Source organism: Ruegeria marina (assembly GCF_900101475.1).
GTDB lineage: Bacteria > Pseudomonadota > Alphaproteobacteria > Rhodobacterales > Rhodobacteraceae > Ruegeria_B > Ruegeria_B marina.
Genome location: NZ_FMZV01000028.1, coordinates 1 through 22,020, shown reverse-complemented (window position 1 = coordinate 22,020; position 22,020 = coordinate 1). Strand labels below are relative to the sequence as shown.

The 22,020-nt window shown below is 60.8% G+C and carries 18 protein-coding genes and 1 pseudogene; 14 read left to right on the top strand and 5 right to left on the bottom strand.

The features are described 5' to 3' along the window. The first annotated feature begins 121 nt into the window (after positions 1 to 121). From BLT75_RS22855 to BLT75_RS22845, 3 genes are all read left to right on the top strand, one after another. Entirely contained in the window at positions 122 to 1,276 is a 1,155-nt protein-coding gene (locus BLT75_RS22855) for an NADH:flavin oxidoreductase/NADH oxidase (RefSeq protein ID WP_093037792.1), read from the top strand. Positions 1,277 to 1,429: 153 nt separating this feature from the next. Further along, positions 1,430 to 1,798, top strand: coding sequence for a hypothetical protein (locus BLT75_RS22850; RefSeq protein ID WP_093037790.1), 369 nt, complete (start codon positions 1,430 to 1,432; stop codon positions 1,796 to 1,798). Positions 1,799 to 2,345: 547 nt separating this feature from the next. Beyond that, positions 2,346 to 4,550: an adenylate/guanylate cyclase domain-containing protein gene (locus tag BLT75_RS22845; RefSeq protein ID WP_093037787.1), complete on the top strand. Its 2,205-nt coding sequence runs from the start codon at positions 2,346 to 2,348 to the stop codon at positions 4,548 to 4,550. Between the two features lie 19 nt (positions 4,551 to 4,569). Here BLT75_RS22845 and BLT75_RS22840 read toward each other — a convergent pair whose 3' ends face one another. The 3 genes from BLT75_RS22840 to BLT75_RS22830 form a co-directional block, all read right to left on the bottom strand. After that, positions 4,570 to 5,049 carry a YHS domain-containing (seleno)protein gene (locus BLT75_RS22840; RefSeq protein ID WP_176828217.1) on the bottom strand — a complete coding sequence of 160 codons (480 nt, stop codon included), beginning with the start codon at positions 5,047 to 5,049 and terminating at the stop codon, positions 4,570 to 4,572. A 14-nt stretch (positions 5,050 to 5,063) separates the two neighbouring features. Beyond that, on the bottom strand, positions 5,064 to 5,657 hold the full coding sequence (locus BLT75_RS22835; protein WP_093037781.1) for an ankyrin repeat domain-containing protein: 594 nt from the start codon (positions 5,655 to 5,657) through the stop codon (positions 5,064 to 5,066). A gap of 680 nt (positions 5,658 to 6,337) precedes the next feature. Then, a complete protein-coding gene (locus tag BLT75_RS22830; RefSeq protein WP_093037777.1) occupies positions 6,338 to 7,333 on the bottom strand; it encodes a LysR substrate-binding domain-containing protein in 996 nt (331 codons plus the stop codon). Between BLT75_RS22830 and BLT75_RS22825 the strand changes: the two genes are divergently transcribed. From BLT75_RS22825 to BLT75_RS25150, 3 genes and pseudogenes are all read left to right on the top strand, one after another. Next, entirely contained in the window at positions 7,332 to 8,942 is a 1,611-nt protein-coding gene (locus tag BLT75_RS22825; RefSeq protein ID WP_093037775.1) for a GMC family oxidoreductase, read from the top strand. The genes BLT75_RS22830 and BLT75_RS22825 overlap by 2 nt on opposite strands. Continuing rightward, a complete protein-coding gene (locus BLT75_RS22820) occupies positions 8,939 to 10,111 on the top strand; it encodes a mandelate racemase/muconate lactonizing enzyme family protein (protein ID WP_093037772.1) in 1,173 nt (390 codons plus the stop codon). The genes BLT75_RS22825 and BLT75_RS22820 overlap by 4 nt, the downstream gene beginning before the upstream one ends. Next, positions 10,093 to 10,422 (top strand): annotated as a pseudogene (locus BLT75_RS25150) (aldehyde dehydrogenase family protein); the annotation flags it as partial. The gene BLT75_RS22820 and the pseudogene BLT75_RS25150, both read left to right, overlap by 19 nt. A 201-nt stretch (positions 10,423 to 10,623) precedes the next feature. Here the strand turns inward: BLT75_RS25150 and BLT75_RS24675 are convergent. After that, entirely contained in the window at positions 10,624 to 11,067 is a 444-nt protein-coding gene (locus BLT75_RS24675) for a hypothetical protein (protein ID WP_093037812.1), read from the bottom strand. Between the two features lie 340 nt (positions 11,068 to 11,407). Here BLT75_RS24675 and BLT75_RS22805 point away from each other — a divergent pair, with 340 nt between their 5' ends. Next, positions 11,408 to 12,679: a tyrosine-type recombinase/integrase gene (locus BLT75_RS22805; RefSeq protein ID WP_093037769.1), complete on the top strand. Its 1,272-nt coding sequence runs from the start codon at positions 11,408 to 11,410 to the stop codon at positions 12,677 to 12,679. 3 nt (positions 12,680 to 12,682) lie between these two features. Here the strand turns inward: BLT75_RS22805 and BLT75_RS22800 are convergent, their stop codons facing one another. Continuing rightward, positions 12,683 to 13,312, bottom strand: coding sequence for a hypothetical protein (locus BLT75_RS22800; protein WP_245706631.1), 630 nt, complete (start codon positions 13,310 to 13,312; stop codon positions 12,683 to 12,685). Between the two features lie 595 nt (positions 13,313 to 13,907). Between BLT75_RS22800 and BLT75_RS22795 the strand changes: the two genes are divergently transcribed. The 7 genes from BLT75_RS22795 to BLT75_RS22765 all read left to right on the top strand — a co-directional run. After that, on the top strand, positions 13,908 to 14,156 hold the full coding sequence (locus tag BLT75_RS22795; RefSeq protein WP_093037766.1) for a helix-turn-helix transcriptional regulator: 249 nt from the start codon (positions 13,908 to 13,910) through the stop codon (positions 14,154 to 14,156). Then, positions 14,153 to 14,392, top strand: a complete 240-nt coding sequence (locus BLT75_RS22790; RefSeq protein ID WP_093037763.1) for a hypothetical protein — start codon at positions 14,153 to 14,155, stop codon at positions 14,390 to 14,392. Before BLT75_RS22795 ends, BLT75_RS22790 begins: the two co-directional genes overlap by 4 nt. Next, positions 14,389 to 14,784: a VRR-NUC domain-containing protein gene (locus tag BLT75_RS22785; protein WP_093037760.1), complete on the top strand. Its 396-nt coding sequence runs from the start codon at positions 14,389 to 14,391 to the stop codon at positions 14,782 to 14,784. Before BLT75_RS22790 ends, BLT75_RS22785 begins: the two co-directional genes overlap by 4 nt. Next, positions 14,781 to 15,791, top strand: coding sequence for a helix-turn-helix domain-containing protein (locus BLT75_RS22780; RefSeq protein ID WP_093037757.1), 1,011 nt, complete (start codon positions 14,781 to 14,783; stop codon positions 15,789 to 15,791). Before BLT75_RS22785 ends, BLT75_RS22780 begins: the two co-directional genes overlap by 4 nt. A gap of 26 nt (positions 15,792 to 15,817) precedes the next feature. Continuing rightward, positions 15,818 to 16,477 (top strand): hypothetical protein, encoded by a 660-nt coding sequence (locus tag BLT75_RS22775; RefSeq protein WP_093037754.1) that lies wholly within the window; start codon positions 15,818 to 15,820, stop codon positions 16,475 to 16,477. Between the two features lie 476 nt (positions 16,478 to 16,953). Beyond that, positions 16,954 to 18,390 carry an FAD-binding oxidoreductase gene (locus BLT75_RS22770; RefSeq protein ID WP_093037751.1) on the top strand — a complete coding sequence of 479 codons (1,437 nt, stop codon included), beginning with the start codon at positions 16,954 to 16,956 and terminating at the stop codon, positions 18,388 to 18,390. Positions 18,391 to 18,590: 200 nt separating this feature from the next. Then, positions 18,591 to 22,020: adenylate/guanylate cyclase domain-containing protein (locus tag BLT75_RS22765; protein ID WP_176828215.1), on the top strand; the 3,430-nt coding region annotated here is incomplete at its 3' end.

Sequence of the window (22,020 nt, the reverse complement as noted above, 5' to 3'; positions counted from 1 at the left end):
CTAACGTGGGTCGCGGCAGGCATCTGTGACCTGCTTCACGAAACGTGATTTTGTCGTTTCGTTTTGTTGCGCCATGTGTCCGGGCACATTACTTCTCTGGCCATATCTCAAGAGGCCAAGAATGACCGAAACCCCTCTCCTGTTCCGTCCGCTCGAACTGCGCGGCGTCAAGACCCGCAACAGGGTCGTGATCTCTCCCATGTGTCAGTATTCCGCTCATGACGGGCATCTCGACGACTGGCACGCGGTGCATCTTGGCCGATTCGCGATCGGCGGCGCCGGGATCGTCTTCACCGAGGCGACGGCGGTACAGAAGGGCGGACGGATCACCCATGGATGTACCGGCCTGTGGACCGACAGCCAAATTCCCGGCCATGCCCGTGTCACCCAGTTCGCCTTGCGCAACGGCGCCATTCCGGCAATCCAGCTGGGACACGCGGGTCGGAAATCCGGCATGCAACGCCCGTGGTTCGGCAACGGCCCGCTAAACCAGGCCGACTTTGACCGGGGTGACATGCCGTGGCCGCCGGTGGGCCCTTCGGCAATCCCTGTTGCCGACGGTTGGCCTGTCCCGAACGAACTCGGCAAACCAGAAATCCGCCAGCTTGTAGAGGACTTCGCCGCCGCCACCCGGCGCGCCCTCCAGGCCGGCTACAGGATCGTCGAGATCCATGGCGCTCATGGCTATCTCCTTCACAGTTTCCTGTCGCCACTCTCCAACCAGAGACCCGACGCATATGGTGGCGGCCTGTCCGGACGCATGCGGCTGGCATGCGAGATCGCTGAAGCGGTTCGCGCGGAACTTCCCGACGATTTTCCGCTGTTTTTCAGGACCTCGGCCGTCGACGGGTTACCGGATGACTGGACGCTGGACGATACGGTCGTCCTGGCGAAGCGGTTGAAGGCGATCGGCGTGGATGTCATCGATTGCTCGTCCGGTGGGATTGCCGGGGCGGCGACGGCGGCCGCCGGCGGCAAGCGGCAGCCAGGGTTCCAGGTTCCCTACGCAGAACATGTCAGGAAAGAGGCCGTCATTCCCACCATGGCCGTCGGTCTGATCACACATCCGGTCCAGGCCGAGGCGATCCTTGAACGCGGGCAGGCCGATCTCATAGCAATCGGCCGAGAAGCCCTGGTCAACCCGATGTGGGCCCTGCACGCCGCGCGGGACCTTGGTTGCGACACGGCATTCGCAAGCTGGCCGGAACAATCGGGCTGGTGGCTCGCCGCGCGGCAAAAGACATGCTCGCTTTACGACCCCAACCGGGACAGCTGATCACGTAGCGGAAAACTCTTTCTCCGGGCGGTCCAAGGTTGGGGCTCAGATAACAGACCCGCGGACTCTCGTTATGTATGAAGGACCTTCGGGGGCAGGTCATTTCCCGAACGGTGCTCTTGCCTCACGTTGTCTACCGCTGCACGCGTTTGCGTGATTTTGCCTGGCCTCAAAGCCAAGCTGGAAGCCCGGATCGCCGATCTTGACGCCGAACTCCTGGAGCCCGCCTCCACAGCTTTGCGCCTGCATCCGAACCTGTCCGAACTCTATCGTACGAAGGTGGCTGAACTTGCGCAGACCCTGTCAGATCCGGAAATCCGCACGGAGTCTCTGGAGATCATTCGGGGCTTGATCGAGCGCGTGATTGTCCGGCACGAGGGTGAATGCATCATGCTGGAGCTGGAAGGGGCGCTGACGGCGATGATTAGCTTGGCGCAGAATGACAAAAGCCGCCCTGCGGCGGCTTGTTCGGTAAAAGTGGTTGCGGAAGCAGGATTTGAACCTGCGACCTTCAGGTTATGAGCCGAAACCTTCGGATTCTATCGCCCCAATGATTTCAATGACTTATAACACAAGCCTTTGAAATGGCGCCTCCTTTGACCCGCTCCTAACCTTTTTCGCTGTCTTTCGCCGGAGCAGATCGTTCTCCAGACCGCGTTCACGGGTTGACCAGACGTTGACAAGAAGATGGACATCAAGCTCACAACTATGATCGCGTGCATCATAGATAGCACGTACGCTGCCGAACCAATATCGACACAGAGGGCGGACACCGGCTATTCTTTGCGACCGCGAGAAACCCGAGTCGAAACGGCGAAAGCTGCCGTTCAGTCCGGGCTTCAAGATCAATTTCTGAACCGGACCTTCGCTGCGCCGGTTTCGAGCGTCTCACATGCGGACTTTGCGGCCTTATGCTGATGCAGCGACAATTAGAATGGTTGCTCGATCGGACCGTCTAATGACGCGCGGCGGCATAACTAAACATTTCAAGTGAGAGCAGTTTTCGTCACGTTTCTTCAGTGTTACGCTATGCAGTACCGCCCGCAATTTCGAAGGAGAGGGGCAGACCTTGGAACGCAGGCTTGCCGCCATATTTGCCGCAGACGTGGTTGGTTTCAGCCGTATGATGGCTGAGGATGAGGTGGGCACCTTCGAACGTTTGACCGCTTTGCGCCAAGACATCATAACTCGTTTGATAGAGGAAAAGAGCGGACGGGTCGTCAAGCTAGTCGGCGACGGGCTACTGGCCGAATTTGCAAGTGTCGTCGATGCTGTAGAAGCCGCAATCCAGATACAGGAGGCAGTTTCCAACAAAAACGCCACCACTGATCCCGGCGAGCAAATCGAGTTGCGGATCGGTATCAATCTGGGCGATCTGATTATTGATGGTGACGACATTTACGGAGACGGCGTCAATGTCGCCGCGCGCCTAGAGCCCCTTGCGAGGCCGGGAGGCATTTGCATCTCGCGCCAAGTATACGAAAATACGCGCGGCAAGGTCAGCAGACCATTCGAGCCTGCAGGTGTCCACCGGGTCAAAAACATACCTGAGCCTCTTGTCGTCTTCCGGATGGCGGACCCGAATGGCCAAACAGACCCGATCTGGTCTCGCTTGAATGTTCGCTTCGCTGTCACGGCGATGGCCGTGATTGCTATTCTTCCAAGCGCCGCTTTTGTTCTGCGCGAAGACCTAATGGACCTGTTCAGCGGCGCGAAGGGTGAAATGATAGCAGCAGAGGACGCGCGTCCCTCTATCATCGTTTTGCCCTTTGAAAACCTGGGTCTGCCAGAAGCGGAGCGTTACCTCGCCGATGGCCTCACGGACGACCTGATCACCGATTTCTCGAAAGTGGCGGGGTTGATGGTGATCGGCAGTAATACGGCGTTTTCCTACCGAGACCGGACAATTGACAGCAGAGCCGTTGGCCGCGAGTTGGGTGTCCGCTACGTTCTCGAAGGCAGCGTTCGAAAAGTAGGGGCACGGCTGCTGGTCAACGCACGGCTGACAGATGTGAACAGCGGGCAAACGCTTTGGGCCGAACGGTTGGAGCGAGACGAAGCCGAGATTTTCTCTATTGAAGTCAGCCTAATAAACGAGATCATCGACCAACTAGGTGTGGATGTCAGTGTTTTCGAGCGGGAGCGTATCGAGCGTCTCCCAACCACAGACCTGGAAGCATACGACTTGTTCCTCAGGGCGGAAGAGGCCGCACGCAGCGGCTTTCGGCCGAGGCTGCGCGAGGCGTTAGGTCTCTATTCGGACGCGACCGCAATCGATCCGAACTTTGCACTTGCTTTCGCATCACAGGCGCGTACCGAGGCATTGGTTATGCGCCGAAATTACGACGATGTGCTGCCGTTTCCGGTCGCTCGGAAACGCGCCTACGAACATGCCGGACGTGCCTTAGCAATTGATCCCGATGCTGCGATGCCTTTTGCCGTGTTGAGCGAACTGCAAACTGTGGATCGACGATATGAAGAAGCGATGCGCTCCGCGCGGCTTTCCGTCGAGAAGGCTCCCGGTGAAGCTTCGGCCTATCTTGCACTGAGCTTTGCGCAGACATTCTACGGGCGCCATGAAGACGCAATCGAGAATTTCGAAAAGGCGCTGCGTCTCAACCCGCTGTTGCCGGGCTATGCGCGGCAGATCGCAAGCTTGTCTTATATACTTGCAGGGCATCCACAACGGGCTGTCGAAATCCTTGAAGAAATAAAGGACAGTTCTCAAGGCATTGAGGATTACTTCAATATCCTCGCCGCCGCCTATGCAGCGGCCGACCAGATGCAGAAGGCGCAAGCAACTGCAGAAGAGGTCGCCAGATTTGCGCCGCATACTTCGGCGCAACTATACAGGGTCATTTTTGCGCATTTTCAGCGTCAGGAGGAGCTCGATCGGATCATTGGTGCAATGTTGCACGCTGGCGTGCAAGAATGGACCTTCGGTTTTCAACCTGGTGCGCGCGAAAGACTGTCTGCGGACGAAGTTGCCGCCCTTATCGATGGGAGTGTGTGGCAGGGAAATTTCGAAGGTCGCGGCCCTGGCTTGATGCAGATATCAGACAACGGAAGCGTGGCGATGCGAACATCTACTATGTTTATTACTGGATCGGCCTATGTAAAGGACGACACCTTATGCATCCAACAACCTGGTCTCGCACTTGGCCGCCCGGCTTGTGGCCCGATCTACAAACAAGCCGAAGAACCATCTGGGGCGGCCCTCCCCTATAGTTACGTCAACGCTCATATTCTGTTTCACTTCGGCCCGGGCGGGTGATCCGCAACCACGGTGCGCGTCAGTTGGAGTAATCCTTAGTCGCCAGCGGCTTGGTGCTTTCCCAGTTCGCATCCGCCTTGGCGAGCACCGCTTCCCCCTCTGGATGGTCGAGCATTTCTGCACCGGTTGGGTCCGATATGAAGTAAAGCTTACCATCTATGATCCGCCACGAATTTACGGGGTCGATGTTTTCGGACGCATTGGCTCCAAGCCCGACACCCAAAGCGCAATATCCACCGTATTGCGGCGCGTATTTGGCTGGGTCAGACTTGAAGAGGTCGCGATTCTTGGCGCTATTGAAGTGCCATGGCGTGCCGAGCCACTCATAAGCGAAGTCACTTGATCCTTTAACGGCACGGTTTTCCGTGAAATAGGCAACGGTGTCATAGCCCTTGATCGCAACGTCGCCGAAGGGTCCAGTATTGATGGGCTCATCGGCCAGCGCGGCAATACTCATGCCTACTAAAAACAGGCCACTCATCAGAAGTCGAAAGCTCATATTTTGACCTTCCCTTATGTGCCTGCCTCCATGCACAGACGACGAAATTCCGGACCGAAGGCGTCTTGCGGGGGGCATGTGGCTCCGTTTTGCTTGAGCAGACCCACGATATCATAATGCTTACGGAACATCGTTCGGATCAGAACTGAAAAGCCATCGTTGTCGAGGGTCACGATGTCCGCATTATGATCGAGCAAAAGCTTTATCATCTCGATATGGCCCTCATCAGCCGCCATGAAGATGGGTGATTTTTCGGCCCTATTGATGCGCCCATTCACATCTGCCCCACTGGCAAGAAGCAGTCGCGCTGTCTCAACATGTCCGCTAAAGGCTGCTGCATGAAGTGCTGTGAAGCCGCTGCGGTTTCGCGCCATCACGTCAGCCCCTGCCTTGATGAGAGCCGCTACCGTATCGGTGTGCCCCTCTAATGATGCGGCTATCAAAGGCGTAGCCTTGTTCGGCCCGCGCTCATCGACCGAGGCACCGCTTTCCAACAGAGCCTTAACTGTCAGAGCATCTCCCTGTTTTGCGGCGTCGAACAACGGACCCGCTTGAGCGGGCCCAAAAATCAAAAATAACATGCCAAGGATGGCACCAATCCACCGCATGGATCCAACTCCTCAGACTGAACAGTACAATGAGCCGCACTTGCGCGCAACGACGGGTTATTTGCTGCGGTGCATATCACGAGGTCGGCCATGTGGGTTGCTGCACCTGCGAACACCAGCGTTGCTTGGCTTCAGGAATGGGCTCGGAGCCCGTATTCGCGACGCTTGACATGTATGTCGCCTACCGAAGCGCGAATGTCTCGAGTTCGACGGGAAAGGCAAAAGATCAAAGACTTGGGGTTTGTGACGAACGGCCGGTTTCTCGCGGTCTGAGCCAAGGTGCGTGCCGCGGTCGCATTGGGCCGCTTCGAGCCCACTGCCGACCTCGGGCGAACGCGCAGAAACCGTCACGAAGGGCGGGAACCGGACCTTCTCCGCAGGCGCGAGCCGAACATGGTGAAACATTGGAAGTCGACCTCCAGGCTACGCCGCAATAGGATTCTGTTCTGCATCGCCACAGGTCAATTGAGCCCATGTTTCGAATGCTGCGCCAGGCACGAGCGGCAGAGTGAGCATAAAGCGTCATTTGAAACCCATCCCATTCGTCAGATCCAGCTTTGACTTTGGCAGCGCCGCCGCGATGAAAAGCTGCCGTTTTCAATTCGGCACTTTGGATGCGTGCAATCAGACGTGAAATGGCAAACGATTGTGTCCTGCGCAGCGAAGCACTTTGAATTTAGTCACACTTGGCGCATCGGAGAAGACCGCTCGACAATCCAATCCAGAAACATTTGACACCCGTAGCTGACGGGACCCTCCGGGCAGGTGACATAGATCGCCTGGTCTGTGTGTTTTTCGAGGGGTAGAGAGCGCACCAGACGCCCGTCTTGCAGATAGGGAATTGCGAAAAGCTCTGACACAAGCGCATGTCCCATCCCATTTGCGGCAAGTTCCAAGGCTGCAATGCTCTGATCCACATTGAGCGCCGGGATATGCCCGGGGGGCGCTAGGTTCTCCTGACGGAAAAATTGGTGCCAATTGTCGGCCACACCGATGATCTCGATCAAAGGAGAGTCTCGCAACTCCTCAAGCGTTTCGCTACTTGGCTGCAGGCTTGGGTGGCAGACTGGAACTACGGGCGGACGACCTAGCAGCGTTGCGCGCTGCCCTGGCCAATCCCCGTTCCCGAATCGAATTTCGATATCAAGTTGGCTTGATTGGATCGCGCTAGCCCAAGTACCCATATGCAATTGCATATTGACCTCCGGATATCGCACCCGGAAATCAGGCAACTGCTTTAAAAGCCAGAGCTGCGCGAAGGTCGGCAGGCAACGGATCCTCAACGGGCGCGTGTTCCTGGTACCGAAAACATCCCGCGTACCCAGCCGAAGGGTTTCGAAAGCTTTGATGACCCAAGGCAGATAAAGCTCCCCCATTGTGGTCAGCTCCATGGGCCGTTTTTTGCGGGAAAACAGCTGATAGCCCAAATGCTCTTCGAGCGACCGCACCTGATGACTGACAGCGGCGGGCGTTAGTCCAAGTTCATCTCCGGCGTTGGAAAAGTTACCGTTTCGTGAGGCCGCCTCAAATGCTCGCAGCCAGGGCAAAGGAGGTATGTCATTCATTGGGCCTGCCTGCATTGCAAATTTTTCCACATCTATATCAAAAAAATATTTGTTTATGGAACCCAAGCTGTTCGTGCCAGAAACACCTTGAGAGTCGGCAGGGAACGCCATGGAAAACTTCGACTACATCATCGTGGGGGCGGGCTCCGCAGGCTGCGTGCTGGCTGAGCGGCTAAGCGTGTCCGGTTGCCACAAGGTGCTAGTGCTTGAGGCCGGCGGGCGAGGCCGGTCACCTTGGATTGCGCTGCCGCTGGGCTACGGCAAGACCTTCTTCGACCCGAAGGTAAACTGGAAATACCAGACCGAGCCGGAAGAAGCCCTGGCGGGACGCTCGGGCTACTGGCCGCGCGGCAAGGTGGTGGGCGGGTCGGGCGCGATAAACGCTCTGGTCTATGCGCGCGGGCTGCCGCGCGACTTCGACGACTGGGCGTCGGCCGGAGCTGACGGCTGGAACTGGGAGACTGTGCGGCAGACCTATGAGGCAATGGAGAGCCGCATTGGCACCGATGGCGGGTGCGATGGTGCCGGGCCGCTGCATGTGCAGGATGTCTCGGATCAGATCCACCCGGTGAACCGGCACTTTTTTGCCGCGGCCGAGGAACTGGGGCTGCCGCGCACCGAGGATATCAACGGCCACGCCTGCGAGGGCGCGGCGGCCTACCGGATCAACACCAGCGGCGGCCGCCGGATGCATTCAGCGCGGGCGTTTTTGAAGCCCGCGCTGAAGCGGGCCAACGTCACCCTGATGACTGGGGTGCAGGCCGAGCGGATCATCTTTGAGGGCACGCGGGCCGCTGCCGTGCAGGTGGTGCGTGAGGGCAGGAGGCAAACCCTGCGAGCCGGCCGCGAAATCATCCTGTCGACGGGTGCCGTGACTTCGCCGCGGCTTCTGCAGCTATCGGGTATCGGTCCGGCGGAACTGCTGAAATCCCACGGCATCACGCCGCTGCTGGATGCGGCGCATGTGGGCGGCAACCTGCAGGATCATCTGGGCATCAATTATTACTTCCGCGCCACTGAGCCAACGCTGAACAACGTGCTGCGCCCGTTTGCCGGGAAAGTGCGCGCGGCGCTGCAGTATGCGCTGACCCGGCGCGGGCCGCTGGCCCTGTCAGTGAACCAGTGCGGCGGCTATTTCCGCTCCGGACCGGATCAGGTCCACCCTGACCAGCAGCTGTATTTCAACCCGGTCACCTATACCACCACGCCGAACGGCACGCGCACGGTGGTGCAGCCCGACCCGTTTCCAGGCTTCATCATCGGCTTTCAGCCGGCCCGCCCCACCAGCCGCGGCCGTATCGACATCAGCGCTGCCGACCCGGCGGCACCGCCCCGCATCCGCCCCAATTCGCTGGCTACCGAAGAGGATCGCGCACAGGTCGTGGCGGGCGGCCGCCTGTGCCAGCGGATGATCAATACTGCGGCACTGGACGAGCTTGTGGATTCGGCGATGGATCCAGACCTGCGGCGCATGGACGACGCGCAGATCCTGGCCGATTTCCGCGAGCGCTGCGGCACCGTATTCCACCCGGTCGGCACCTGCCGCATGGGGCGTGACGCGCAGGACTCGGTGGTCAGTCCGCGGCTGAAGGCGCATGGGGTGCAAGGGCTGCGCGTCGTCGATGCCTCGGTTTTCCCCAACCTGACCTCGGGCAACACCAATGCCCCGACCATGATGCTGGCGCACCGCGCCGCTGATCTCATTCTGGAGGACGCATGAGCACGCCTTATTCCATGTCCGGCGCGGTGCCGGTTGCTAACACCCGCGGCAGGGACGACACCGGGCCGCGGATCCGCCGGATCGAGACCTTCTGCACGCCGCTGGTCGGCTTTGTGCGGGTCACCGCAGAGGACGGCAGCACGGGCTGGGGGCAGGTGTCCACCTACAGCAGCGACCTGACCTGCGAGATCCTGCACCGCCAGGTGGCGCCCTGGGCACTGGGGCGCGGCATGAGCGCGCTGGAGGATGTGATCGCTGAGATCCCGCTGCGCGAGCACAAGTTCCCCGGCACCTATCTGCGCCGGGCCATGGCGGGTCTGGACACTGCGGTCTGGGACTGGCGCGGTAAGGCTGCGAAAAAGCCCGTGGCCGAGCTGCTGGGCGGCTCGGCAGGGCCGCTGCGGGCCTATGCCTCCTCCATGCGGCGTGACATCACGCCCGGGGACGAGGCCGCGCGCATGCAGCGTCTGCGCGATGACTACGGCTTTGACGCCTTCAAGGTGCGCGTCGGTGCCGAATGCGGCCAGGACCAGGACGAATGGGACGGCCGCACCGAGGCAATCATCCCCGCCATCCGCAAGGCCATGGGGCCGAATGCGGCGCTGCTGGTGGATGGCAACTCGGGCTTTGGTCCCGCCCGCGCGATCGAGGTCGGGCGGATGCTGGAGGCCAACGGCTATGAGCACTTCGAGGAGCCCTGTCCCTATTGGGAGCTAGAACAGACCGCCGAGGTTACCGGCGAGCTGTCCATCGACGTGGCCGGCGGCGAGCAGGACTGGGATCTGCAACAGTGGAAGCGGATCGTCGCGATGCGCGCGGTGGATATCATCCAGCCCGATATCCTGTACCTGGGCGGCATGGTGCGCAGCATGGAGGTGGCCCGCATGGGCCACGCCGCCGGGCTGCCCTGCACCCCGCATGCGGCCAACCTGTCGCTGGTGACGCTGTTCACTATGCATCTGTTGCGCGCAGTGCCCAATCCGGGCCGCTATCTGGAATTCTCGATTGAGGGCGACGACTACTATCCTTGGCAGCGCGAGTTGTTCCGCAACGATCCCTTCACCATCACGGACGGCCAGGCGGTTGTGACCGAAGCTCCCGGCTGGGGCGTCGAGATCTGTCCCGAGTGGCTGGCCAAGTCCACCTACAAATGCAGCGAGGACGCATGATGACCTCCAACCGGATGATTTCCACATATTTCGAAACCGGCACCCTGCCGGACCTGCCGCGCGACCATTTCATCGATGGTGCGTTCGTTGCCGCCGACAGTGGCAACCGCATGGAAAGCTTTGATGCCGGCACCGGCGAAGCCTTTGCCGATTTTGCCGCCGGCACCGCGGCCGATGTGGACCGCGCCGTGACCAGCGCCGCCGCAAGCTTCGAGGTTTGGCGCAACACGCCGCCCGCCCGCCGCTGCGCCATCCTCAATGAGGCGGCGCGCCTGTTCGCGGAGCGAACAGTCAGTCGTGCTCCTACAGCCTCTCTGGAACTGCAGTCGGTTCCAAAGACCGCCTTGGGCTGCCTGCCGTCATTGTACTGGGCGATGGGAGCGGCGGCTTTGTCCGCAACCTGGTCATTGCCGTCGAAAAAATGCTGCGAGATGCGCGAACGGCCGGAATGCGAGAGCTGCATCGCGGCGTCGCGGCCTGTGATGAAAGTCGGGAAAGGGCCGTTCACGCCATCACCGTCCCTTCGGCGTCACATCCTTCATCTCTTTCTGCAACAGCAGCGCCACTTGTTCAGCGGTGAACTTGTACCCCTGTCCGTCGGGGATGCGCTCCGCAGAGATCGGGTACTTCGGCCTGCGGGGATCGATTCCCGTGATCCTGAAGGTGTCGCGGCCGGTGCTGAACTGTCGGCCAAAGTCAGCCGGCGACAACGCGAAGGCTTCAGCGAGGGCTTCAAATCGCAACCTTTCGGGATCGAGCGCGCTCCCATCTGGGAGCGGAATGGATACGCGAAACCCTAGATCGAAACCCCAGCGCAGATCGACGCCCGAGATCTCTTTGGCTTCGACCACCAAGCCGTTGCGCGCAGCCACATCCTGGCAGGCTTTCAGCATCTCGTCCTGAAGCCGCTGGCAGAGGCCGGGTGTCAGGTTTCGGGGTGACTTGGAGTTCGGCACGGTGCTGGTTTCCGGAAGGCAGGGACAAACTGGTTATGCCGAAAGTGGTAATGCATCTGCCAGGTGTCATCAAACCCACCAGATGAATTCGCACCGGATCTGTCGCTGCGACCTTCAGTCGATACCGGAATTACTGTGCTCAACCTTGATCTGCGATCATCGATCCCGTTTCACGATCACGGGACGCGCTGGGCGCCTTCCAACCCCTTGATCCGACTGACCGGAATTGCCCTCCCCGCCCCAATTCCACCTTCCGCCTGTATTCCGCCCCCTGCCCCGTGATCCGACTTGATGGTGGCGCAGGTTTACGCCTGTGTCGTCAGGCAAGGAGGCGGATTGCATGGTCAAAAGGCTGAAACTGAATGAGAAAACCCTGCGCGAGGCCGAGCCGAGAACGGGCGCCAGCTACCAGATATTTGACACCGAGGTGATCGGTTTCGCGGCCCGGGTCCAGGCCTCCGGCGCGCGGACCTTCACCATCGACTATCGCCACGCCGGTCGGCAGCGGCGGATGACGATCGGCCGCTGGCCCGAATGGAGCGTGACGGCCGCCCGCGATCGCGCCAAGGAGTTGCGTCGTGCCGTCGACGAGGGTCAGGATCCGTTGGCATCGCGGGAGGAAATCCGCGGCGCCCCGCGCGTCACGGACATGATCGACCGCTACATCGCCGAGCATCTGCCGAAGCTGTCCAAGACCAATGCCGGCGACCAGATCTCGATGCTGAAGAAGATGGTCGAACCTGCCTGGGGCACCAAGCTGGTGACGGAGATCACAAAGTCCGATGTCGCGCGGTTCCTCGATATCGTGGCAGAAGGCCGTCCCCGCCCCTGCAAGCAGAAACCCAACAACCGGGCCCGCAAGCTGCAGGGCCACAAACCCACTCCGATCCGCGCCAACCGGATGGGCGAAGTGCTGCGCAAGATGTTCACACTGGCCATGGAATGGGAGTGGCGGCAGGATAATCCGGCACAAGGTTTTCACCGCCGGATCGAGCATGCCCGTGAACGCTTCCTCTCCCCCGAGGAGCTGATCCGTCTGGCAACCGTGCTCGACACCGCCGAGGATCAGCGCGCCGCCGCGATCATCCGCATCTGCATGCTGACCGGCGCCCGGGTCGGTGAGGTCCGGACAGCGCGGTTCGAACAGTTCAACCTCGACTATGCCATCTGGTCGAAACCAGCCTCCACCACGAAACAACGCAAGATCCATCGCGTGCCGGTCTCGCAGGAAGTGGTGGCCATCGTGCGTCATCGCCAGCTTGTCGTGCCGCGCGGCAATCCCTGGCTCTTTCCCGGCGACACTGTCGGCCAGCCGGTGCGGGAAATCCGTCGGTTCTGGGCGAGGGTCCAGAAAGATGCCGGTCTGGCCGATGTCCGCATCCATGATCTGCGCCATACCTTCGCCTCGCTGCTGGTCAGCGGCGGCTCCTCCCTGGAAATGATCGGCAAGCTGCTGGGGCACAGCCAGATGCAGACGACGCAGCGCTATGCGCATCTGATGGATTCCCCGCTGCGCGCAGGGGTTGATACGGTGGCCAGCCTCCTGCGCCCGCGGCCGCGCCTCATACATGACGCCGCGCTGGGCGAGGCCGATCTCCCGAAATCGGCCTGACCGTCAGGCCGGCTCCTCACCCCGCAGCCGGTGCCAGAGTGAGGTCAGGCGCTTGCGGATGGTGCTTTCATCCGGCACCTCGCCCGACTTCGAGTTCTGCACGAACCAATCCTGCACCAGAACGACCAGCGCGGTCTTTGTGTCGGGAATGCCTTTCTCGTAGAGGAACCAGGTCAGCCAGGCATACATCGCATCCCATTCATAGCGCGGGCTGGCTCCGGTGCTCACGGCCGGACGACGTAAAAGGTCACGCTCTTCTTCGAACTGCTGTAACGACCCCGCGGCCAAAAGCAGGTCCGACGACCGGATCGGTAATCCCTCAGACGGATCTGTTATCTGCAGCCAAATCGAGCTTCCCGGTGGCAAAATCCTCCTCAGGCGTGCCTGATCCTCGCACGGTCCATACCGGCGAAACATCGGCATCAGTTCCGCCATCGGCACCTCGACCAGTCCGGCGACCGTTTCATCACCACAACGAACAGGCGGGATACCCGCCAGAACCTGCAAATGCCCTGCCGCCGCCCAGCCTGCAACATCGGCCGGATGGCATCCCCAGCGAACAGCGATCTCGTAAATGGAATAGAAGGCAATGGGCGGTAGGGGCATGCGGAAACTCCATTTGGCATGCGGCATCCCGCGACCAGAGCCATCGGCATGCAGATTACAAAACCCGCTGTGACAGGCACGCGGGCGGAAATGAGGTGCAGAGCTGGTGTTCGAGAATACCTGTCGTCAAACCAGAGCCGCCCCCACTAGGAGCGCAAGCTGCTGGCATGGTTCGTCTTTTTGATTCTGCTCGACTGCTCGCCGGGACGCTACGCAACTTCAGGATGCACCTCAAGACTGCCGGTGGTGACGTTCCGCGCAGTCAACTCCAACCCAGCGCTACGCCGCCGAATGTCGGCGGAACACGACCGGAATAATCCTTTCCGGCAATTCCGGTCCTACCAAATCCCGCCAATCCGCCTGAATACCAGTCAATCAGCCCAACTTTGACCAATTGGCGCCAATAACGTTGGTCCCGCTGACCTGAACGACTCGGACCGGCGCCGATATTTGACGTGGCGCTCTCTTCCGACACGGCCACCATCACCAAAACCCCAATGAAACATGGGCGGAATTGGGGTGCGGCCTTCAATTCCACCTTCCGCCTGTCTTCCGCCCCCAAGGCTCTGCTTCGCTGGCCCCGCGCCCCGAGTATCGGGGCGGATGTTGAACGGAGCAGATCATGAACGACCCCCTTCCGGATGCCCCAAAGGATATCCCCGACCTTCTGGCTGACTGGATCAGCCGAGAGCAGCTGGCCCGTGCGCTCAGCCTCACCACGGATACGCTTTCCCGTTGGGAGGCACGTCGCAAGGGGCCGCCCTGCACCCGCATAGGCAGAAAGGTGTTCTATCGCCAGGCCGCCGTTCAGGACTGGATCCGGGCGCAGGAACAGGCGCATCCGGTCCGCAAATCACGGGGGCGGGCATGACAGCCCAGCCCCACAGTTCCGACTGGCCCGCCGAGCGCCTCGCCGAGGCCCGCGCCGTCCTTGCCGATGTCGCCCATCATTCCGATCCCCTGATCCGATTGGCCTGCGGCGTGCTGATCCGGCATGGCGAGACCGCGGACGAGCGTGAGGCCGCGCAGCGGCTCCTCGTGGTCATCGACGCGCGCCGACCGGTTCAGCGCGCCCAGCGCGAGGATGGCGGAAGGGTGCGCTCATGAAGCGCCGTGGCACACCTGAAGCCGATCTGCAGCGGGCGGTTGTGCAGGCGCTGCGCTTCACCCTGCCCCGATCCGCAATCATCCATCACTGCGCCAACGAGGTGACCGAGGCCGGCCCTCGGGGTGCGAAGCGCCAGGCGATCCTGGTCGGCATGGGCGTTCATGCCGGCTTTGCTGATCTGATGGTGCTCTGCGAGGGGCGCGTGTTGTTTCTGGAACTGAAGTCAATCAAGGGTCGGCTCAGCCCGACACAGGTAGCGTTTCGGGATGCGGTGCTGGCGCAGGGCTTTGGCTGGGCGCTGGTCCGCAGTCTCGATGACGCGCTGGGCGCACTGGCCGATCACGGATTCACCACCCGTATTGCCCCTGCTCTGCGGAGGCCGTTGCCATGAGCCATGAGGCAACCAACTGGGCAATCCGGCAGCGCGGGCTGAAACCCACCACCAAGATCGTGCTCTGGCATCTCTGCGACCGGTTCAACCCGGACTATGGGTGTTTCCCATCGCAAGCCCGGCTGGCACATGACTGCGAGATCAGCCGCTCCACGCTGAACGATCATCTCGACCGGCTTGAGGCCGCAGGTCTGTTGCGTCGCGTGCCGCGGATCGACCCGGCAACAAAGCGCCAGCTGCCCACCCGCTACATCCTCGGGTTCGAGCCGGGCTTCACGCCGTTGGATGGAACCCCGCGTCCGAAAACCGGACACGGGAAAGAGCCCTCTTTCGATACCCCTGATGAAGGTGGTTGCCTGCCCTTCGACGAGGTCACCGCCACCCTGCCGTATCCGGAATTCGGACATGGGATTGAGGCAAAAGCCGTGTCCGGTTTTTCGACAAAGCCGTGTCCGGAAAATCGCGAAAGCCGTGTCCGAAATCCGGACACTAACCTTGTAAGAGAACCACTAAGTAAACCAGTAAAGGAGGAGGAGGGCGCGCAAGCGCGCGCGGAGATATCTGATCAGTTTTTTGGGGAGCTGCTCCAGGCGCTGGGCCTCGACCCTGCCGCCCTGCCCGGCTGGTGGCAGGGTTGGCCTCCCCGGCAACACGTCCAGCGCTGGCGCGACGCATTGGGGCTCACCGAGGCCGAGATCGTCGCCACGGCCCAGGCCACCCGCCAGGACCATCCCGAACCACCCAATGGGCCGAAGGCGCTCGACCGCGCCATGCAGCGCGCCGCCCAGCGCAAAGCGGGGAATTCCAGCAGGAAACGTCGAAGCAGGCAATCCCGCTCGGCAGCACCAGCGGCAACGCCCAGCGCCGACGTGCCGGCCTTCTATGCCGCCTGGGTGAACTCGGACAGCCATCTGCCAACCTGCGCCATCAGCAGTTCCATGCGCAACGCCATGCTGGCCCATGGGCTCGTGACCCCGGACCGGATGCGGGAACGCGGGGTGCTGTGAATGACCAATATCGAGGGACAAAACCCATGAGCGTTCAGGGACGGATCAGTCGCAGGGGCGGCACAAGGGTGAAACGGGCGCTGGGCGTGCAGGCGGCGCTGGAATGGGCCTTCAGGGTCGAGAAGGCACAGCTTGAGCTGCCGCTACCACAGGACGCAAACGAAGAGGGCTTTGGCTTCGGCCTCGAATATGTCCTGCTGCAACGCGCCGCGCTGGGCTGCAAGATCGATGGCGGTCAGCACAAGATCGGCACCTACACCCACGAGGACGCCGAGGTGATCGCGGCAACCGTGGCCGGGATGCCGGACAGCCTCGGCGGCAAGCGCATGGCGATCCGCGTGGCGGAGCTAGCGCGGGCTGGACTCACCCCCGACTGGATGCCCGGTGCTGTCCCGCGCTGCGTCCCGGTGGAGGTCAAACGCAATCAGCATGGGGAAAGGGCAACAACGGTCGTGGTCGGGACCGAGCGTGTGCTGTCCCGCGGCAAGTGGCGGACGGTGGATGTGCTGGCCTGTCCGGTGACCTATGTCCCGCATCCGCAGCAGATCGAGGCCGCCCGGCGTGCCTACGCGGTTTGGTGGCAGGCGCTGGGCTGGATCCGGGATGGGCTGATCGACGGGGGTATGCTGCGCACGGTCGAGGTGACGGAGGTGATGCCGAAGGTAAGGCCGTGGAGCCACAGGTGACGAGTGGAAATACCAGTAAACGGCCGTTCTTCGAGCCCGGCACCTGCGCCTGCGGCGCGGACAAAACCGCAGTGGGCTGCAACGCCTCCAGGCCTTGCCTCCCGTCCAGGATCGCCTAGATGCATTCGGGCGGGTCTTATCAGATTGACTTGGCTTCAGGCGGGCAGTGCGGCTGCTCTGACGAGCGCCTCGCCTGCCTTCGTGATCAGCCAGTTGATGCAGGCAGGGGCGACAGATGCTGCAACCCGGCGATGGGCTCGACCTGGATTGAGATGCGTGCGGATGTGACCGGCAGCACCCCGCGCCTTGTAAAGCCGGTATTCTCGGACAAGATTCCGAAAAGTGTTGACCCAAAAAGTTACGATACTTGGACAGCGAAGCTCTAACTGTAAGCAAGTTCACAGTGAAAAATAATGCAAAGTGTTAAGGTTGGTTGGAGGCGCGGTTCTGTCGTCTTGTAGGTGGAGGAAACTAGGATGACCAAGATCAACGCTCTGGATAGTGGTTTCGTATCAGTTGAAGACGACCTGATTGCTAACTTGGATGTGTCGCTGCGTGGAAATGTTTTTCAACCAGGAACGTCCGGCTATGAAAACGCCCGGGTCATCTGGAATGCGATGGTTGATCGCAAACCAGCGCTGGTCATACACGCCAAGGGAGCCAGCGATGTGCAACAGGCGGTCAGGTTCGCGCGCAAGCACAACCTGATGATGTCGATACGGTCCGGTGGACACCAGATCGCCGGGCATGCGGTCGTAGATGGCGCTGTTTTGCTGGATCTCTCGGGCATGACATCTGTCAGCGTGGACCCGGGTGCCAGGACCGCAAGGGTCGAACCAGGCGCGCTTCTGGGTGATGTCGACCGTGAAACGCAGGCACATGGTCTGATCGTTCCACTGGGCATCAACTCTACGACCGGCATCGCTGGGCTGACCCTGGGAGGCGGGTTCGGTTGGACGACGCGCAGGTTTGGCATGACGATCGACAATCTTATGTCGGCGGAAGTCGTGACCGCGGATGGCGGGATCGTGACGTGCAGCAAGGACCAGCACGCTGATCTGTTCTGGGCATTGCGGGGTGGAGGCGGCAATTTTGGCGTTGTAACTTCCTTCCATTTCAGGCTGCACGAGCTTGGGCCGGAGGTAATGTCCGGACTGATCGTGCATCCGATCGCCGACGCGCCCTCGCTTCTGGGCAAACTGACGTCGATCACGGATAGCGCGGATGATGCTCTGACCGTCTGGACGGTGATGCGCAAAGCACCACCTCTGCCTTTCCTGCCGGAAGAATGGCATGGCAAAGAGGTTCTGATTTTTGCAGCTTGCTATGCCGGTGATATGGCCAAGGGAGAGAAGGCCATGGCCGACCTGCGCGCGCTGGGCGACCCCATTGTCGACGTTATCGGTCCGCATCCATTCGTCGGCTGGCAGGCCGCCTTCGACCCCCTCCTGACCCCAGGCGAGCGGAACTACTGGAAAAGCCATGACTTCGCGGGGCTGCCGAAAAAGGCGATCGATACTCTTGTCGCCGCAATCGGCAACCTGCCTGACCCGCAGTCTGAAGTCTTCATCGCGCATGTCGGCGGCGCCATGGCCCGTGTTCCAGTCGGCGATACGGCTTATCCCGAACGTTCGGCGCACTTCATAATGAACGTGCACACGCGATGGAGCACCGCAGAAATGGACGATGCCTGCATCGGTTGGGCGCGCAAATTGTTCGACGACATGAAACCGTACTCGACGGGAAGCGCTTACGTGAACTTCATGCCGGAAGATGAAGTCGACCGTGTCGACAATGTCTACGGGACGAACATGCGGCGGTTGTCCGAAATAAAGGCCAAATACGATCCGGACAACTTCTTCCGCTGCAATCACAACATTCGCCCGGCAGACAGCGCAAAAGCGGCGGAATAGGGAGCGTTTTTCAATGATGGAAGTCCGGAGAGGGAAACTTCGGGCTTCCTGCATGCTGCAGCCGATGCAAAGCGAGGTTCAAGACATCGGCGAAGAGAGAGGGGTCGCAATCGAAGGCAACCACCTTGATCGGCATTCCCGAAATCAGCATTGTGTTTCACATGGACGTTGAAATCAGCACATGGTTGGGCAGTCTGGGCTTGAGCCAGTATGTTGAAGCGTTCCGCGAGAACGATGTTGACGGCAGGGTCTTGCCGCTTCTGCGCGACGAGGATCTGAAGGAACTCGGTGTCAGCCTGGGCCACCGAAAGCTGATGCTTGCAGCAATCCAGGACATGTCGCGCGACCATGCCGAGGCGGCAGAAAATACCGGTGAGGCATCCATTGCCTCGCAAGTGGAAGAACATGAGCCTGTGCGGCGTTCCACGGCGCCCGACATTGGCGATGCGCCCGATACGAAAACGCCCCCCGTAGCTGCCGAGCGCCGCCATCTGACCGTTCTTTTTGCAGATCTTGTGGGTTCGACCGAATTGACGAACCGCTTCGATCCCGAGGACATGCGCACCCTGCTTCAGCGCTATCAGGATGGTGTTGCGGGGGCGGTCAGCCGATACGGCGGCTATGTCGCGAAATATCTGGGTGACGGGTTGCTCGTCTTTTTTGGCTGGCCCAGGGCTTACGAAGACCACGCGGTCCGCGCGATCAAGGCGGGGCTCGATGCAGTGCAGCGCGTGAGCCAACAGCAGGCGCCGGACGGCAGCCCCTTGGCCGTCCGCATCGGCGTGGCCAGTGGCGAAGTCGTGGTCGGCGACACGATTGGCGAGAACACTTATGAAGAAGGCGCCATGACCGGGCCGATCCTGAACCTGGCCTCGCGCATTCAGGAACATGCGCCGCCCAACACCATCGTGTTGCCCGAAGAGGGAACAGAAGCGTCGCTGCACCGGATTTTCGAGTTCTCCTCGCTTGGAGCGGTGGCTCTGAAAGGGTTCGAAGCCCCGCGCAAACTGCTACAGGTACGGGCAGAGCGCAGCGCCGAAAGCCGCTTTCGCGCGGCCCATGGCGGAGATTTGTCCAGCGCCCTTGTGGGCCGCACACTCGAGAAGGGAATCCTCAAGCAGGCATGGCATCACGCGAAAGACGGCAAAGGCGAAGTTGTGCTGCTGTGCGGCGAAGCCGGTATCGGGAAATCGCGGATCGCCGAGGAATTCCTGGCCGACGACGCTGTGGCGGGATACGCCGATATCATCCGGCTGAACTGTTCCCCCTACCTGACCGGCAGCCCGTTCCACCCTGTCACGGAACGCATCTCGCAGGATGCAGGCGTTGCACCGGATTTTGACGATGACCGCATTCTGGAACATGTGAGCGCCATGCTCAGAGCAAGGCAGGGGCTGGACTGGCAAGCTGTGCTGCCCGCATTCGCGGCGCTGGTGGCGCCGCGCAGCAAGATCGCACAGAAGGTGCTGGCGATGTCGCCGCAAGAACAGCGGAACATCACCATCCAGACTTTGGTCGACACCGTGAAAGTCCGGGCCAGCGTGCGGCCGGTCATCCTGTTCGTTGAAGACGCGCACTGGATCGATCCTTCGACCAATGCGCTGCTCGACCGTTTCAAGGATGTCTGCGCCGATCTGCCGTTGATGATCCTGGTTACCCACAGGCCAGACTGGTCGCTTGCCCAATCCGAAGGCGATGTGCATGTCCAGACCCTGCAACTGCGCCGTTTCGATGCCGATCACGTCGCAGAGCTGGTACGGAATGTGTCGGGACAGGAACCCGATCGCGATCTGATCGACATTATCATCCAGCAAACCGATGGCGTGCCGCTTTTCGTCGAGGAATTGACCCGGGTCATCGGGGCGTCAGGCGCAAGGGGAAAAATAAGTATTCCATCGTCGCTGAAAGGGACGCTGATGGCGCGTCTCGACGCGGTATCGCAGAATGCGAAACAGGTTGCTCTTGCCGGGGCGGTGATCGGCCGCGAGTTCGAGCCGGCCCTTCTGACCGCGTCCATGGCGGACAGCCGGATCGACATACCCGCCTGTCTGGAGGAGTTGCGCAACGCCGGGCTCATCTTCGAAAGCGGCCACAGCCGAAGGAAATACGTCTTTCGTCACGCCCTGATCCGCGACACGGCCTATCAATCCATGCTGGCAACGACACGACGGCAACAGCACGCGCGCGTCGCCGAAGCCCTGAACGAATTGCGCTCGGCAGAAATCGCCCGGCAGCCCGAACTGGTCGCCCGCCACCTGACCGAGGCCGAAGACTGGCCCGCGGCTTTCCAGCGGTGGCGATCCGCAACCGAACTGGCACTGGCCCGTTCTGCCAGCCGCGAGGCAATCTCGAACGCCAACGAAACCCAAAAGGCCGCCCGCCATTTGGGCGGCGAAGAATCCAAGGCTGTCATCGCCGCAAAGATATTGATCGGCCGAAGCTATGACAGCGCCGGTCGCCTGCCCGACTGTATCGCGATCCTCGAAAAAGCGTGGAATGCCGCACGCAAGATTGGTGATGCCGAACTTGCCGCGGACGCGGCGAACCACTTTGCCGATGCAGCCATGATGGCCAGCGACTGGCATGCCAAGGCGATCCTGTTCTGCAATCAGGCCCTGGAGGACCTTTCGGAACAGGACGAAAAACGCCGTGCCGGGCTGAAAAGTCAGCTTGCGCGCGCCTACGCGTTCACGGGGCAATACGAAAAGAGCAGCGCCTTCGGGCGAGAAGCCATGGAGTTGGCCGCCAAGCTTGGCGACCACAAGGCCCAGTTCTCGGTCATGATGTCACGCTTCGGAGCTCCGTTCATTGCGCGCAGCAAGGATGAGCGGGACCATTGGCGCGAGAACCTTCAGGCTATGCACAGCGTCGCCGAGAAGCTGGGTACTATAGATCAGGGCCGGGACCGGACGCTCAGCCTGTTTCTAGGGGCCGAAATGGCCGACCGCCAGCTGATGGATCATTCGCTGGACATGCTGACTGACATTTCAAAGAAGGAAAACCACCTCCAGCTTTACTGGGTGCAGGTTCACGCCCGTGCGATGATCGCGATCCTGGAGGGAGATTTCGAACTGGCCGAAAGATATGCGAACGAAGCCGTCAAGATCGGCCGCCGGACCCATGGGGAACATGTCGAAGGCGTTTACGGAGTCCAGATGTTCACAATTCGGCGGGAGCAGAACCGCCTTCAGGAAGTGGCCCCGGTAATCAAGCGCCTGATGTCGGAGAGCCCCGAAGACACGACATGGCAACCCGGCTTCGCAGTGATCGCAATGGAACTGGGCTTCAGGGACGCCGCTGAACGCATTCTGAACGAACTGGCCGAAACAGGCTTCGAACTGCCCAAGGACGCGCTTTACTCCACCACGCTTTCTTATCTGGCAGATATTTGCGTGGCGGTCGGACACGAGGAGCACGCAAAGACCGTTTACGAAAAACTGATGCCCTATGAGAAGCTGACCATTACCGCAGGCGCCACGACAGTTTGTGCCGGGGCAGCTTCGCGGCGGTTGGGCAGTCTGGCGGGGCTACTGGGGGATTGGGATGCGTCCGACCACATGTTCGAAACTGCCATCGAGATCGATGCCAGCATGAAGGCACCACCCTGGATCGCACACAGCAAGGCGGCCT